This is a genomic window from Arthrobacter sunyaminii (genome assembly GCF_018866305.1).
GTDB classification, from domain to species: Bacteria; Actinomycetota; Actinomycetes; order Actinomycetales; family Micrococcaceae; genus Arthrobacter_B; species Arthrobacter_B sunyaminii.
Genome location: NZ_CP076456.1, coordinates 3051800 through 3066361, shown reverse-complemented (window position 1 = coordinate 3066361; position 14562 = coordinate 3051800). Strand labels below are relative to the sequence as shown.

Annotated in this window: 17 protein-coding genes; 9 read left to right on the top strand and 8 right to left on the bottom strand. The window is 64.3% G+C overall.

Features of this window, described 5'->3' with window-relative positions; translation table 11 throughout:
* Positions 1-67: 67 nt before the first annotated feature.
* A complete protein-coding gene (locus tag KG104_RS13800) occupies positions 68-301 on the bottom strand; it encodes a putative acetyltransferase (RefSeq protein ID WP_207347945.1) in 234 nt (77 codons plus the stop codon).
* A gap of 121 nt (positions 302-422) precedes the next feature.
* Here KG104_RS13800 and fdxA point away from each other — a divergent pair, with 121 nt between their 5' ends.
* The 3 genes from fdxA (at position 423) to KG104_RS13785 (ending at position 3387) form a co-directional block, all read left to right on the top strand.
* Complete coding sequence (gene fdxA / locus KG104_RS13795) at positions 423-749, top strand: ferredoxin (RefSeq protein ID WP_104052634.1); 327 nt, start codon at positions 423-425, stop codon at positions 747-749.
* A complete protein-coding gene (gene dapC, locus KG104_RS13790) occupies positions 746-1900 on the top strand; it encodes a succinyldiaminopimelate transaminase (RefSeq protein WP_207347946.1) in 1155 nt (384 codons plus the stop codon). Before fdxA ends, dapC begins: the two co-directional genes overlap by 4 nt.
* Before the next feature lie 194 nt (positions 1901-2094).
* Positions 2095-3387, top strand: coding sequence for a citrate synthase (locus tag KG104_RS13785; protein ID WP_207347947.1), 1293 nt, complete (start codon positions 2095-2097; stop codon positions 3385-3387).
* A 98-nt stretch (positions 3388-3485) separates the two neighbouring features.
* Here KG104_RS13785 and galE read toward each other — a convergent pair whose 3' ends face one another.
* Genes galE through dapD form a run of 3 tightly spaced genes read right to left on the bottom strand, consistent with a single transcriptional unit; the run spans position 3486 to position 6404 of the window.
* Positions 3486-4502, bottom strand: coding sequence for a UDP-glucose 4-epimerase GalE (gene galE / locus KG104_RS13780; RefSeq protein WP_104160488.1), 1017 nt, complete (start codon positions 4500-4502; stop codon positions 3486-3488).
* A 36-nt stretch (positions 4503-4538) separates the two neighbouring features.
* Entirely contained in the window at positions 4539-5411 is an 873-nt protein-coding gene (locus tag KG104_RS13775; protein ID WP_207347948.1) for a hypothetical protein, read from the bottom strand.
* A gap of 12 nt (positions 5412-5423) precedes the next feature.
* Positions 5424-6404 carry a 2,3,4,5-tetrahydropyridine-2,6-dicarboxylate N-succinyltransferase gene (dapD, locus tag KG104_RS13770; RefSeq protein WP_207347949.1) on the bottom strand — a complete coding sequence of 327 codons (981 nt, stop codon included), beginning with the start codon at positions 6402-6404 and terminating at the stop codon, positions 5424-5426.
* An 87-nt stretch (positions 6405-6491) separates the two neighbouring features.
* Here dapD and dapE point away from each other — a divergent pair, with 87 nt between their 5' ends.
* Complete coding sequence (dapE, locus tag KG104_RS13765; RefSeq protein WP_207347950.1) at positions 6492-7583, top strand: succinyl-diaminopimelate desuccinylase; 1092 nt, start codon at positions 6492-6494, stop codon at positions 7581-7583.
* 102 nt (positions 7584-7685) lie between these two features.
* Here the strand turns inward: dapE and KG104_RS13760 are convergent, their stop codons facing one another.
* The 4 genes from KG104_RS13760 to KG104_RS13745 form a co-directional block, all read right to left on the bottom strand.
* Complete coding sequence (locus KG104_RS13760; protein WP_104052627.1) at positions 7686-8564, bottom strand: amino acid ABC transporter permease; 879 nt, start codon at positions 8562-8564, stop codon at positions 7686-7688.
* On the bottom strand, positions 8561-9238 hold the full coding sequence (locus KG104_RS13755; protein WP_104052626.1) for an amino acid ABC transporter permease: 678 nt from the start codon (positions 9236-9238) through the stop codon (positions 8561-8563). The genes KG104_RS13760 and KG104_RS13755 overlap by 4 nt, the downstream gene beginning before the upstream one ends.
* 102 nt (positions 9239-9340) lie before the next feature.
* Entirely contained in the window at positions 9341-10186 is an 846-nt protein-coding gene (locus KG104_RS13750; RefSeq protein WP_104052625.1) for a glutamate ABC transporter substrate-binding protein, read from the bottom strand.
* A gap of 113 nt (positions 10187-10299) precedes the next feature.
* Positions 10300-11076 (bottom strand): amino acid ABC transporter ATP-binding protein, encoded by a 777-nt coding sequence (locus KG104_RS13745; RefSeq protein WP_104052624.1) that lies wholly within the window; start codon positions 11074-11076, stop codon positions 10300-10302.
* A gap of 136 nt (positions 11077-11212) precedes the next feature.
* On the opposite strand from KG104_RS13745, the gene KG104_RS13740 reads away from it, so the two are divergent.
* The 5 genes from KG104_RS13740 to KG104_RS13720 all read left to right on the top strand — a co-directional run bounded on the left by KG104_RS13740 (position 11213) and on the right by KG104_RS13720 (position 14558).
* A complete protein-coding gene (locus tag KG104_RS13740) occupies positions 11213-11983 on the top strand; it encodes an LOG family protein (RefSeq protein WP_104052623.1) in 771 nt (256 codons plus the stop codon).
* A 53-nt stretch (positions 11984-12036) separates the two neighbouring features.
* Positions 12037-12414: a DivIVA domain-containing protein gene (locus KG104_RS13735; protein ID WP_207347951.1), complete on the top strand. Its 378-nt coding sequence runs from the start codon at positions 12037-12039 to the stop codon at positions 12412-12414.
* Positions 12411-12989 (top strand): DNA-3-methyladenine glycosylase I, encoded by a 579-nt coding sequence (locus KG104_RS13730; RefSeq protein ID WP_104052621.1) that lies wholly within the window; start codon positions 12411-12413, stop codon positions 12987-12989. Before KG104_RS13735 ends, KG104_RS13730 begins: the two co-directional genes overlap by 4 nt.
* Positions 12949-14235 carry a hypothetical protein gene (locus KG104_RS13725; protein WP_237687149.1) on the top strand — a complete coding sequence of 429 codons (1287 nt, stop codon included), beginning with the start codon at positions 12949-12951 and terminating at the stop codon, positions 14233-14235. Before KG104_RS13730 ends, KG104_RS13725 begins: the two co-directional genes overlap by 41 nt.
* Positions 14236-14390: 155 nt before the next feature.
* On the top strand, positions 14391-14558 hold the full coding sequence (locus KG104_RS13720) for a DUF3117 domain-containing protein (protein WP_104052619.1): 168 nt from the start codon (positions 14391-14393) through the stop codon (positions 14556-14558).
* The last annotated feature ends 4 nt before the right edge of the window (positions 14559-14562 follow it).

The following is a 14562-nucleotide window of genomic DNA, read 5'->3' as shown; positions in this document are numbered from 1 at the left end:
GAAGGAAGGCCGCCGCGGGACACCGCGGCGGCCTTCCTTCGTTTAAGCGGGTCACAGGCTCAGCGGGTCAGCGCCGCGGTGCACGGCGCTCCGGCGGCGGAGGTACCTGCTTGGCAGCCGTAATGAGTGCACAGGGAACCGTGACGTTTTCCCGCCGGCCCGCCACCGTAACGGACTCCTCCGTGGCCTGAACCAGATAGCCCAGCACATCCGTGAAACCGCCGTCGATACGGTAACGGACCACCACGCGGGCGCCGTCGGGAAGGGACCGGAGGACGGCCGCAGGGCTCGAAACGTTCACCGTTCAATGGTACGCGGGCAGGGCCCGGCTGGGAGATAATGGTTCGGGCTACTAACGTGGAACCAACACTTCGTGGATTTTTCCCGTCCGGGACGGTCCGCAGATCAGGAAGGCAAGGGACGTGACGTACGTAATTGCGCAGCCATGCGTAGATGTAAAAGACAAGGCATGTATTGAGGAATGCCCGGTGGATTGCATCTATGAAGGTGAACGCTCCCTCTACATCCACCCCGACGAGTGCGTGGACTGCGGTGCCTGCGAGCCGGTCTGCCCCGTTGAGGCCATTTACTACGAGGATGACACTCCCGAGGAATGGGCCGATTACTACAAGGCCAATGTTGAGTTCTTCGATGACCTGGGCTCCCCGGGCGGAGCTGCCAAGATCGGCAACACGCACAAGGACCATCCGATCATCGCCGTGCTGCCTCCGCAGAACCAAGAGGCATGAGCTCCGTTCCGTCCCGCACTTTTGGGCTGAATCTGCCGGAGTACCCGTGGGAAGCCATGGCTCCCTACGTGCAACTGGCCTCACAGCACCCTGACGGGGCGGTGAACCTGTCCATCGGAACCCCGGTTGATCCCACTCCCACGCTCGTTCGCGAGGCCCTGGCAGCGGCCGCTGATGCGCCCGGTTACCCCACTACCCACGGCACACAGGCCCTCCGCGAAGCGATAGCTGCCTGGTACGCACGGCGCCGCGGAGTTCCGAACCTGAATCCGCAGGACATTATGCCCACGGTCGGTTCCAAGGAACTGGTGGCCTGGCTGCCGCTGCTGCTGGGACTGGGCGAGGGCGACGTCGTCGTCCGCCCCACGGTTGCCTACCCCACCTATGACATGGGTGCTGTCCTGGCCGGCGCCACCCCGGTGGCCGCCGATGATCTGGAGGAGCTCGACGACGACGTCCGGGCCCGGGTGCGCCTGGTCTGGGTCAACTCGCCCGGCAATCCCACCGGAATTGTCCGTTCAGCGGCCTCACTGCGTTCAGTGGTGGAATCCGCGCGGGCCCTCGGAGCGGTGGTTGCCTCCGACGAGTGCTACGCGGAGCTGGGCTGGGGCTCCTGGGATCCCTCGCGTGGAGGGTCTCCGGTGCCGAGCATCCTGGATCCCGCCGTCAGCGGGGGCAGCAATGAGCTGCTGCTCTCCGTCTACTCGTTGAGCAAGCAGTCCAACATGGCCGGTTACCGTGCCGCTTTCGTGGCCGGTGACGGAGCCATCATGGCCAACCTGGTCAACAGCCGCAAACACGCCGGCATGATCGTGCCCGCCCCCGTGCAGGCCGCCATGGAGGCAGCGCTGGGGGATGACACCCACGTGGCAACGCAGAAGGACCTGTACCGGAAGCGGAGGGAACTCCTGGTTCCCGCCTTGGAAGCTTTTGGGCTGCAGATCCATCATTCCGAGGCAGGGCTGTACCTGTGGGCAACCGCGGGCGAGGACACCTGGACCACAGTGGAGCGGCTGGCGAAGCTGGGCATTGTGTCCGGACCGGGCAGCATTTACGGAAGCGCCGGTGACGGCTTTGTCCGGATTGCCCTGACCGGTTCGGATGAGCGCGTGGCAGCCGCCGCCCGGCGTCTGACCGCTGCCGGCGGATAAACCCTTCGCGGATAACCCGGGGCCGGGCGGGTTGTATGTTTCGCTTAGACAACAACCCGGCCGCCGATTAGTCCTAAAGCCCGGCTAAAGTGTAGCGTTTTGCGTAAATAGATCTAGCGGAATTGACCCTATGGGTGGCCCGGAACCAGCGGGGCCCATAGCTCTGGTTTCTTCAAACTCCTGAAGGAGACTTAATGACTGAGCGTCCCAGTGCACAGCTGCGCTATGGGGAAAACACCGAAGACAGCCTTGAGCTTCCCCGCGTTGACGCGGTGGAAGGCAATGGCGGCTTTGATGTCTCCAAACTGCTGAAACAGACCGGAACCGTCACCTTTGACCCGGGCTTCATGAACACTGCATCCACGAAGTCCGCCATTACCTACATTGACGGTGACGCCGGAATTCTGCGGTACCGCGGCTACCCGATCGAGCAGCTGGCCAAGCAATCAAGCTTTCTGGAAACGTCTTACCTGCTGATCTACGGAGAACTGCCCACTGAGGCCCAGCTGCAAGACTTTGACCAGCGGATCCGCCGGCACACGCTGCTGCACGAAGACCTCAAGAGTTTCTTCGGCGGGTTCCCGCGCGACGCCCACCCGATGCCGGTACTGTCTTCGGCCGTCAGCGCTCTGTCGACCTTCTACCAGGACTCCCTGGACCCGTTCGACGAGGAGCAGGTGGAACTTTCCACCATCCGCCTGATGGCCAAGCTTCCGGTCATCGCTGCCTACGCGCACAAGAAGAGCCTCGGACAGCCGATGCTCTACCCGGACAATTCCATGAACCTCGTGGAAAACTTCATGCGTCTGAGCTTCGGCCTTCCGGCCGAGCCGTACGAGATTGACCCGGACCTGGTCGAGGCACTGGACCAGCTGCTGGTCCTGCACGCCGATCACGAGCAGAACTGCTCCACCTCCACTGTCCGCCTGGTCGGCAGCGCCGGTGCCAACATGTTCACCTCCGTCTCCGCGGGCATCAGTGCCCTGTCCGGACCGCTGCACGGCGGGGCCAACGAAGCCGTGCTGAACATGCTCCGCGAGATCAAGTCCACGGGCATGGCACCGGAAACCTTCATGGAGAAGGTCAAGAACAAGGAAGACGGCGTGAAGCTCATGGGCTTCGGGCACCGCGTCTACAAGAATTACGATCCCCGCGCCAAGATCGTCAAGGCAACCGCCCACGACATCCTGGCCAAGCTCGGCGGCAACGACGAGCTGCTGGAAATCGCCATGCGCCTGGAAGAGAAGGCCCTGGCCGATGATTACTTCATCGAACGCAAGCTGTACCCCAACGTGGACTTCTACACCGGCCTGATCTACAAGGCCATGGGCTTCCCCGAGAAGATGTTCACGGTCCTGTTCGCCATCGGCCGCCTGCCGGGCTGGATTGCACAGTGGCGTGAAATGATGCTGGATCCGCAGACGAAGATTGGCCGTCCGCGCCAGCTTTACACCGGCTCCCTGGAGCGCAGCTACCCCGTCCGCTAGGCGTCACAGCCTGCGGCAGGACAGTAACGGCAAAGGCCCCCGGAATCCGTTCAGGATTCCGGGGGCCTTTTTGCGTTTCGCCCGTCAGGGCCGGCGGGTCAGGATGCGGCGTAGCCCTGGGGATTGTTCTTCTGCCAGCGCCAGTGGTCCTCGCACATGGCATCCAGCGTGCGCTGCGCGGACCAGCCGAGGTCTGCCAGGGCTGCCGAGGGATCCGCGTAGCTGACGGCGGCATCTCCGGGACGGCGGGGAGCAATCTCATACGGGATGTCCCTGCCCGCGGCCTTGGAGAAGGCGGCCAGCACCTGGAGGACCGAGGAACCGTTGCCGGTGCCCAGGTTCCAGCGGTGCACGCCGGGCTTTACGGTGATGTATTCCAGTGCGGCGAGATGACCGGCGGCCAGGTCCACCACATGGATGTAGTCCCGCACGCCGGTGCCGTCCTCCGTGGGGTAGTCATCGCCGAACACCATGACCTTCTCGCGGCGGCCCACAGCCACCTGCGCAACGAACGGCAGCAGGTTGTTGGGCACGCCTGTGGGATCTTCACCGATCCGGCCGGACTCGTGGGCGCCGGCGGGGTTGAAGTAGCGCAGCAGCGCAATATTCCAGCGTCCGTCGGCAGCGCCCAGATCCGCCAGGATGTCTTCGATCTGCTCCTTGGTGCGGCCGTAGGGATTCACCGCGTCCATGGGCATCTTTTCGGTCAGCGGAACTTCTTCACTGGCGCCGTACACCGTGGCCGACGAGCTGAAGACAAGGGTGCGGACATTGTGCTTGTCCATCATCCGCAGCAGATTCAGGGTGCCGCCCACGTTGTTGTGGTAGTAGTACAGCGGCTTTGCGACGGATTCGCCGACAGCCTTCAGTCCGGCAAAGTGGATGACGGCGTCGATCGCGTGCTCTGCGAATACGCTGTCAACAGCGCCCTCGTCCAGCAGATCCGCGTGCACGAAGACCGCGCTGCGTCCGGCCAGCTCCTGAACCCGCTTCAGGGATTCCTCGCTCGAGTTGGCCAAATTGTCCAGGACCACTACGTCGTGGCCCGCTTCCAGCAGTGCCAGTGTCGTGTGGGAGCCGATGTATCCCGTGCCTCCGGTAACTAGTATTCGCATGGTTCCAGAGTAGTGGATCCCGTTGCGGGCCCCGGTTCAGGACTGTTCAGCGGCCCGATGGACCGTAAGGACCACGGCGTTGTCCGGGGCAGGCGCGGGATCCCAGGAGCCGGTTGCGCGCGTCCACCGCAGTTCGTCGAACGCAACGGAGTCCAGCGACAGGGCTTCGGCGTTGGCAACCGCCCACTGAGCCAGGGACCAGCCGTAGGTTCCGCTGCCGGCAACCGTAATGCGGTCTCCTTCGACGGTTGCCTCCACCGGCCCGTACACGGTGGTCATTGCCGCCAGGACGGCTTCCGGGCTGCCGGAGGACGACGGCGGAGCCAGGGTGCAGGTCAGCGCTGCGGGGGAGTGCCCGGTCAGGGCGGAAGCGAAGGCCTTGGCCTCGGCTTCGTGATCGGCGTAGGCGTCAGGGAAAGCGCTGCGCTGGACCGTCTGTGCCGCCACCGTCAGCGGGAGGTCCGCGTAATTCGGAACCTTTTCCAGCGCATCGTAGAAGGCATTTGCCGCATACACCGGCTGCATCACCTGCTCTTCGCTGCCCCATCCCTGAGACGGTCGCTGCTGAAACAATCCGCGGGAATCCGGTCCGGCGTCGTCCCCGTAATCGAGGTTCCGCAGCCCGGATTCCTGGATGGCTGTGGCCACGGCAATGGAGGCGGCGCGTGCCGGCATGCCCCGCCGAACGGAGATCCCGGAAATCAGGGCCGCCGTCGATGTCCGGGCGGGTGTCAGATGGTAGGCCGTACCGTCCGCTGTGGCCGTGCAGGCTGCGGGTTCCGGCCTCTTGTCTTCCGGCTCCCGCAGGACGGAGACCGCGTACACGGTGACTGCTGCCAGGAAGAGCACCACCAGCAGCAGCACCGGAACAAATCCGGTGCTGCGCCGGCGGCTGGGGTCGGAGGCCAAGGGGCGAACGTGCTAGTTGGCGTGCAGGGCGTCGTTGAGTTCCACGCTCGCGCCGCTGCGGGCGAGGGCCTCCACCGCACCGGTGGTGGAATTACGGCGGAAGAGCAGATTGGGCACGCCGGAGAGCTCCACCGCCTTGACGGTCTGCGGCTCCTCACCGGGAATCAGCACGGCCACCCGGGTGCCGGCGGTGATGTACAGGCCGGCTTCCACGACGGATTCATTGCCGATGCTGATGCCAACGCCGGAGTTGGCGCCCAGCAGCACACGCTCGCCAAGGGTGATTCTTTCCCTGCCGCCGCCGGAGAGGGTGCCCATGATGGAGGCGCCGCCGCCCACATCGGTGCCGTTGCCCACCACCACGCCCGCGGAGATGCGGCCCTCCACCATGGAGACGCCCAGTGTTCCGGCGTTGAAGTTCACGAAGCCTTCGTGCATGACAGTGGTCCCTTCGGCAAGGTGCGCACCCAGCCGGACCCGGCCGGCGTCGGCGATCCGCACACCGGAGGGAACCACGTAGTCCGTCATCCGGGGGAACTTGTCCACGCCGTACACAGTGACCGGCCCGCGGGCCCGCAGCCGCAGGCGGACCGTCTCAAAGCCTTCCACCGCGCACGGCCCGAAGTTGGTCCAGACAACGTTGGGGAGCTTGCCGAAGATGCCGTCCAGGTTCAGCGTGTTGGGCGCGGCAAGGCGGGTGGAGAGCAGATGCAGGCGCAGGTACGCATCGGCGGTATCCGCCGGCGCCTCGTCGAGGTCAATCTCGGTGCGCAGGACCTCGCCGTGCGTGCCGCGCTCGGCATCGGTCATGGCGGCGGCTGCGGCTTCCAGCTCTGCGGCAAGGGAATTGGCGTCAGCCGAAGCGGCCGCGTCCCGGGCTTCGAGCACGGGCCGGGGGTACCAGACATCCAGCACTGTGCCGTCGTCGGTGATCGTGGCCAGGCCGAGGCCGGAGGCGATGCGGGCAGTGGGGGAGGAGGAGCTTGAAGTCATGGATTCAAGTCTACCGATTGGTGTCCGCCGGACGCGGGCGCAGGGGTTGCTTCCGGCGCCCAGACATGGGATCGGTAGGGTGGAGACATGACTCAAACGCCATCCCGCACCCTGGACCTGACCCGCGACGTTGCCCTGCTGACCGCAGACCTGATGGACATTGAAAGCGTGTCCGGCAATGAGACGGAGCTGGCCAACGCCGTGGAGGCTGCGCTGCGCTCCCTGGCGCACCTGGAAGTGGTGCGCGACGGCGACTCCATCATGGCGCGCACGTCGCTGGGCCGCGCCGAACGGGTGATCCTTGCCGGGCACCTGGACACCGTTCCGCTGCCCACCGTCCCGGGCTCGCGCGGAACCGTTCCCTCCTCCTGGGACGGCGAGGTGCTGTACGGCCGCGGAGCCACGGATATGAAAGGCGGGGTGGCCGTTCAGCTGGCGCTGGCCGCAGAGCTTGCCAACCCGACACGGGACGTAACGTTCATCTTTTATGACCATGAAGAAGTGGAAGCGTCGCTGTCCGGTCTGGGCCGGCTCCAGGAGAGGTTCCCGGACTGGCTGGAAGCAGACTTCGCCGTACTGCTGGAACCCACCAACGGCACGGTGGAGGGCGGCTGCAACGGCACCATGCGCTTCCACGCCACCACCACCGGCCGGGCCGCGCATTCCGCCCGTGCCTGGATGGGGGAGAACGCCATCCACGCAGCAGCGGAAATCCTGACCCGGCTGCGGGACCATGAACCTGCCACCGTCTCCGTGGAGGGGCTGGAGTACCGGGAATCGCTGAACGCCGTCAAGATCTGGGGCGGAACCGCCGGGAACGTCATTCCGGATGCAGCCACCGTGGAAATCAACTACCGCTTTGCCCCGGACAAATCGGTGGAACAGGCCGAGGAATACGTCCGTAACCTGCTCTCCGGCTTCGATCTGGTCCGCACTGATGCCGCCGCCGGTGCCAGGCCGGGACTGGACCGGACCGCCGCGGCGAGTTTTGTCGCCGTCGTCGGGCAGGAACCCAAACCCAAGTACGGCTGGACCGACGTTGCCCGGTTCAGCGCCCTGGGCATCCCGGCCGTGAACTTCGGTCCCGGGGACGCCCTGCTGGCGCATACGGACAACGAGCACGTTGAGGCCGCGGCTGTGCGGGCCTGCCTGGCCGCGCTGCGGACCTGGCTGAGCTGAGGCTGCGCAAAGCATAAAGAAGCACGGCATACAGAGGCACGGCATAAAGAAGGGGAGGACCGGCGGTGCCGGTCCTCCCCTTCTTTATGCCGGTTCCGGCAGCTACTTGGCCGGAGCCGGAGCCTCAATGCCTTCGGGCTCGATGGTGTCCTCGATCTTCAGCACCTTGCCGGCACGCGCGCCCAGACGGCGTGAAAGACGCTGGGCGGCGAAGGTCAGCAGCCAGTTCAGGAGGATGAAGATCGCCGCGGTGACCAGCAGCGCCGGCAGGATGTTGCCTTCGCCGCTGGCCAGGCGGCGCGCGTACTCAAGCAGTTCCGTGTAACCGATGAAGGTACCCAGCGCTGAGTCCTTCAGGATGACCACAAACTGGCTCAGCAGCGCCGGCAGCATGGCAACCAGGGCCTGCGGCATCTCGATGCTGCGCAGCGACTGGCCCGGGGTCAGCCCGATGGCCAGGCCTGCCTCGCGCTGGCCCTTCGGCAGGCCAAAGACACCGGAGCGTACCAGCTCGGCGATGACCGAACCGTTGTACAGGGTCAGGGCAATCACCACGGCCCAAAACGGAACCTGTGCCGAGTCCACCGGGGTGGACTTGGAAAGGAACTGGTAGAAAAACACCATCATCAGCAGCACGGGAACGGCTCGGAAGAATTCCACCACAATGCCGCAGACCCACCTGATGGGTTTGAAGGGTGAAAGCCGGCCGATACCGAAGAGCAGGCCGAAAGCGATGGACGCCACCACTGCTACGGCGGCAGCCTTCAGGGTGGAGAGCAGGCCGGGCAGGAGGTAGTACTGCCAGGTGCTCCATTCCAGGAACGGCGTCCACTTGGCGGCCTCGAACTGGCCCTTCTCCGCCAGCCCGGAGACAGCGAACCAGAGCAGTGCCGCCACCAGCAGGACACCCAGGATGTTTGCGATTCGAATGTTGCGCCGGGCCTTGGGACCCGGGGCGTCAAACAGGACGTTCTGTGTCATCGTGCCACCGCCAGTTTCTTCGAAGCCCAGGTGGTAAGCAGGCCGATGGGGATAACGATGATGACGTAGCCAATGGCAAAGGTCAGGAAGATCTGTGTCATCAGGTTGGGATAGAACTCGATCATGGTCTTCATCGTGCTGGAGGTTTCCACGGCAACACCGGCTGTGGCGGCGACGGTGGTGTTTTTCACCAGGGCGATCAGCACGTTGCCGATCGGCGCGATGGCGCCGCGGAAGGCCTGCGGCATGATGATGATCCGCGCCGCCGCAAAGAACCCCAGACCGATGGCACGGGCAGCTTCGGCCTGTCCCAGCGGAACGGTATTGACGCCGCTGCGGATGGCTTCACAGAAGAAGGCCGCGTGGTACACGGTGAGCGAGAGTACAGCCAGGCGGAAGAAGTTGGTGTTGAAGTCCGAAGACAGGCTGACGTTCAGCTGTGACCAGAGAGCCAGCGAACCGAACACCATGATGATGGTCAGCGGAGTGTTCCGGAAGATATTCACGTAGGCGGCACCGAACCACTGCAGGCTGGGGATCGGCGAGATCCGCATCAGCGCCAGGACGGTACCGAGTATCAGCGACCAGAGAGCCGCCCAGAACGCGAGCTGGATATTGACCCAGAAAGCGCCGACGACGTCGTACTGCTCGAAGAGGGCAGTAAAACCCTCCATGTTTCACCTCTTTATGGTGGACGAAGCCCGGGCCGGGAGAGCGCAATGCCCTCCCGGCCGCGGGGTGGAACGGGACGGTGCCTCAGGCACCGGGGGTACCGGTTAGGCGCAGGCGTCCGTCTCCGGCGGGTTCAGCTCGGCCTTGTAGGTGTAGTCGACGCCCTCGGTGTTCTTCTTGATGGCTTCTTCCCAGGCACCCTCTTCGACCATCTTGGTGATCGCTGTGTTGATGTCCTCGCACTTGACGAGTCCGTCTTCCTTCGGAAGGCCCACACCGTAGCGCTCCTCCGAGAAGGTGTTTCCGATGACCTTGAACTTGCCCTTGTTGGCGTCCGTGGACGCCAGGCCGGCGAGGATGATGTCGTCAGTGGTGACGGCATCAATGGAGCCGCCCTGCATGGCGGTCACGCACTCGGCGTAGCTGGGCTGCTCCAGCAGGTTCACGCCGGCGGCGTAGTTGTCCTTGATCTTCTGGGCGGAGGTGGAGCTGGAGACTGAGCACAGGTTCTTGCCGTCGAGCTCGTCGGGGCCGCCGATTTCACTGTCGGTGGGAACCAGCAGGTCCTGGCCGGCAACGAAGTAGGGGCCGGCGAAGGCAATCTTTTCCTTGCGGGTATCAGTGATGGAGTAGCTCGCGAGGATCATGTCCACCTGGTCATTTTCGAGCATGTTTTCGCGCTGCGGGGAGGGCGTGGAGATGAACTCAATCCGGTCCTCGGGGTAGCCGAGCTCATTGGCCACGTACTTGGCGACGTCAACGTCGAAGCCCGTGTACTCGTTACCGTCCTTGAAACCGACGCCGGGCTGGTCGAACTTGATGCCGATGCGGATCTTCTCGCCGGCACCTTCGGTGCTGCCGGAATCCGAGCCGGAATCTCCGCCGCAGGCGGACAGGGTCAGGGCAGCCACGGCAGCCATGGCTGCTGCGGCGTAACGGGTCTTGCGCATGATTTCTCCTTGCATTGCGGTGCTCCGGTGGACGGGGCACCTAGCCTCATAAGGATTTCCCCCAACTGGTGAAATCCCGGTACTGCGGTACTGCCGGTACTGCTGTGGACGGTCTAGTGCGAAAGGATCTTGCCGAGGAAGTCCTTGGCCCGGTCGCTCTTCGGGTTGGTGAAGAACTCTTCGGGGGTGGCTTCTTCGACAATCTGTCCGTCGGCCATGAAGATGACGCGGTCAGCGGCCTTGCGGGCGAATCCCATTTCGTGGGTTACCACGATCATGGTCATGCCCTCCTTGGCCAGGCTGACCATGGTGTCCAGCACCTCGTTGATCATTTCGGGATCGAGGGCCGAGGTGGGCTCGTCAAAGAGCATGACCTTGGGCTTCATGGCCAGGGCCCGGGCAATGGCCACGCGCTGCTGCTGGCCGCCGGAAAGCTGCGCCGGCAGCTTATTGGCCTGGTTGGCAACGCCAACCCGCTCCAGCAGTTCCATCGAGAGTGCCTTTGCCTCGGCACTCTTCATGCCTTTGACCTTGACCGGGCCAAGGGACACGTTGTCGAGGATTGTCTTGTGGGCAAACAGGTTGAAGGACTGGAACACCATGCCGACGTCGGCGCGGAGTTTTGCCAGTGCCTTTCCTTCGGCCGGCAGCACCTTGCCGTCGATGGCAATCTCGCCGTCGTCAATCGTCTCCAGCCGGTTGATGGCACGGCAGAGCGTCGATTTTCCGGAACCGGAGGGGCCGATCACTACGACCACTTCACCGCGGGCCACATTGAGGTTGATGTTCTGCAGAACATGCAGGTCGCCAAAGTGTTTGTTGACGTTCTTGAGTGAGACAAGAGGTGCGGCGGAATCAGGCGTTGCGCCTTCGGTTGTGTCACGGGTCATAAGAAGAAGATAGCCAACGATTGTGTCCGGAATGTGTCAGAGTCCACAAAACGCCGATAATCGTGACGCAAGAGCAACCAAACGTACCGGGGGAGTCCTGTGAGGCCCGGAACACACATGTGGCTACCCTTGAATCATGGAATTCAGCGACAACAGCTCCCGGGGCCGGGATATCAGCCCCCGCAAACGCGGACCGGTGGAACTGCGCAGGGCGCAGGCCCGTGCGCCGCAGTCGGACCAGTACCTGCTTGACTCTTCGGACCAGACGCACTTCACGCACACTGATCCGTGGCGGGTGCTGCGCATCCAGAGCGAATTTGTGGAGGGATTCGGCAGCCTTTCGGAGCTTGGGCCGGCTGTCAGCGTCTTTGGTTCCGCCCGCAGCATGCCGGGGTCTGCCTATTACAAGCTCGGCGAGGAAGTGGGGCGGCTGCTCGCGGCAGAGGGGCTGGCCGTCATCACGGGCGGCGGCCCGGGGTCGATGGAGGCGGCGAACAAGGGCGCGGTCGAGGCGGACGGCCTGTCTGTTGGCCTGGGCATTGAGCTTCCCTTCGAAACCGGTCTGAACGACTGGGTGGATCTGGGAATCAACTTCCGGTATTTCTTCGTGCGGAAGACCATGTTCGTAAAGTACGCGCAGGGGTTCATCGTCCTGCCGGGCGGCTTCGGAACCATGGACGAGCTCTTCGAAGCCATGACGCTGGTCCAGACGCAGAAGGTGACGTCCTTTCCGATTGTCCTGATCGGCACGGACTTCTGGGGTCCCCTGATGGACTGGGTCAAGGGCACGCTGCTGGCCGAGGGGATGATCTCCGAGAAGGACCTCGCCCTGATCCATATCGTGGATGATCCGGCGGAAGCCGTGGAACTGATGATTACCGACAGCGCCGGGCACGTCTCGCCCTAACGCACCGGCTTCCGGTGGGGGGAGCACGGGGTGCTCTCTGGCACGATGGTCCTGTGACAACCTTCCTAATTTTCGTGGCCGTTCTCGCAGCAGGTGCAGTGGCGCTTGCCGCTACCGGGCTTCCGCCTTTCCGCAGACCCGGGACGGCGCCCGGGGAGCCCGCATCGGCGGGGGATCCCGGCTTGGCGGAACCGGATCCAAGGCTGCCTCCGGTCCTCCTGCCGGAGGACGTGCAGCCCGCTGACCTTGGGCGGCTGAGATTTTCGGTGGCGTTCCGGGGTTACCGGATGGACCAGGTGGACGCTGTCCTGGCGCGGCTGGAAGAGGTGCTGGCGGAAAGGGATGCCGCTCTGGCTGCCGTGCAGGCTCCTGGAAGGGTTCCGCCGCAGCCGGGGAACGATGCGCGTCAGGATCCGGGGATGCCGTCATGAGCACTGTGGCAGGTTCCGACGGGCTTTTGCGCTGCCCCTGGGCAGTCAGCAGCCCCGATTATCAGCAGTACCACGACGAGGAATGGGGCCGCCCGGTTACCGGCGAGGCAGCCCTTTTTGAACGCCTGAGCCTGGAGGCCTTCCAAGCGGGATTGAGCTGGATCACGATCCTGCGTAAGCGGCCAGCGTTCCGCCGTGCCTTTGCAGGCTTCGATCCTGCGGCCGTGGCACGGTTTACGGACGAGGACCGGACACGGCTGATGAATGATGCGGGAATTGTCCGTAACCGGGCAAAGATCGACGCCGTCATCGCCAACGCCCGGGCACTCCTGGACCTGCCGGCAGGGGAGAGCCTGGAAAAGCTGCTTGAGGCACACCGCGCTGACCCGCAGCGCCCGGCACCACAGACTATTTCCGACGTTCCGGCTATCACGGAGGATTCCGCTGCGCTGGCAAAGGCCCTGAAAAAGCGCGGTTTCCGTTTCGTGGGACCCACCACTGCCTACGCGATGCTGCAGGCCACCGGGTATGTCAATGACCATCTGGCAAGCTGCTGGGTTCGCAATGGCGGATAGCGCGGCCCGGCAGGGGGACACCCGTCCGGCGTCGGCCGCCAACACCGCGCTGGTGCGTGCATCAGCGCGCCTGGCCGCGGCCTTCAGCCGCTGGCCCTGGTACATCAAGGTCCTGGCCGTCTGGGCGGCCGCGCGCTTGTTTTCGTTCACGGTGTTCGTTGCCGTAGCGGCGCAGCAGGGACTGAACCCGTGGGGATGGGAGGGAACGCCGTCGTACCTGCAGTTCATTGGAGCCTGGGACAGCGAGTGGTACCAGCGCATTTTCGCCGGCGGCTACCCGTCCGAAATCCCCCGTGATGAAACGGGCCGGGCGCAGGAGAACCAGTGGGCTTTCTACGCTCTCTTTCCGGGACTGGTCCGGTTGCTCGCAGCAGTCACCGGGCTGGGCTGGGAAGTCCTCGCACCCATAGTGGCCACCGCCGCCGGGTTCGGCGCCGCTCTGATGGTGTACCGGCTTTTCGCGCTGCGGGCCTCGTCCGGCACCGCCCTCTGGGGCGTGGTGTTTGTGGCGGTCAACCCGGTATCCCCGATCCTGCAGGTTCCCTATGCGGAGTCGCTGAACCTGCTGCTGCTGGCGGCATCGCTGTACCTGCTGATCACCCGCCGCTACCTGTCCGCAGTGCCGGTGGTTCTGGTGATGTGCCTGTCCCGGCCGGTGGGTGTCGCTTTTGCCCTCATGATGGGGATCCTGTTTGTGCGCCGCTGGATACTGCGCCGGAAGGAAGCCTTCCCGCCGGCCGAGGCATGGCGGATGGTGGTCTTGGGAATGGCCTCCGGAGCCGGCGCCCTCGCCTGGCCCGCACTGGCGTGGTGGTACACCGGGGAGGCGGGTGCCTACACGGACACGGAAACGGCCTGGCGGGGAGACACCCTGCTGGTCTTCAAACCGTGGTTTGTCGAGGCGGAGCGGCTCTTCGGTCCGGTCATGGGGCCGGTGGCACTGATCGCCTTGGTGGCTCTCACCGTCCTGTGCCTCAATTCCGAGCCTGTGCGCCGGCTCGGCGTGGAAATGCAGGTGTGGTGTGCCGCCTATGTGCTGTACCTGCTGGCCTTCCTGAATCCGCTGACCAGTACGTTCCGGTTGCTGCTGCCGCTGTTCCCGCTGGGGCTGGCCCTGGCATCCCTGAGCAGTTCCCGGGCCTACCGGACCACGGTCGCAATGGCCTTCCTGGTGCTGCAGATTGTCTGGGTGGTGTGGCTCTGGCGCTGGACTCCGCTTCCGGGCGGAGGGGATTATCCCCCCTAGGATTGTGGCGCGGAACACAAGAAATTTCGTTTGGACGATGTTTGTGCGGAATAATGAAGGCAATTGCCGCCGGAGCAGGTTGTAGGCCGTGCGACAGAGGTTACATGTGTGACTGGGGGATCGCCCGCAGCGCACTGTGAAAGGGGAACTGGAACATGGCAGCGATGAAACCGCGTACGGGTGACGGACCCATGGAAATCACCAAGGAGGGGCGTAGCCTCATCCTGCGGGTGCCGATCGACGGCGGCGGACGGCTCGTCGTCGAACTCAATGCTGAGGAAGCCGGCAAGCTCAAGGATTGCCTGCTGGGCGCCACGAGCTAGGAAG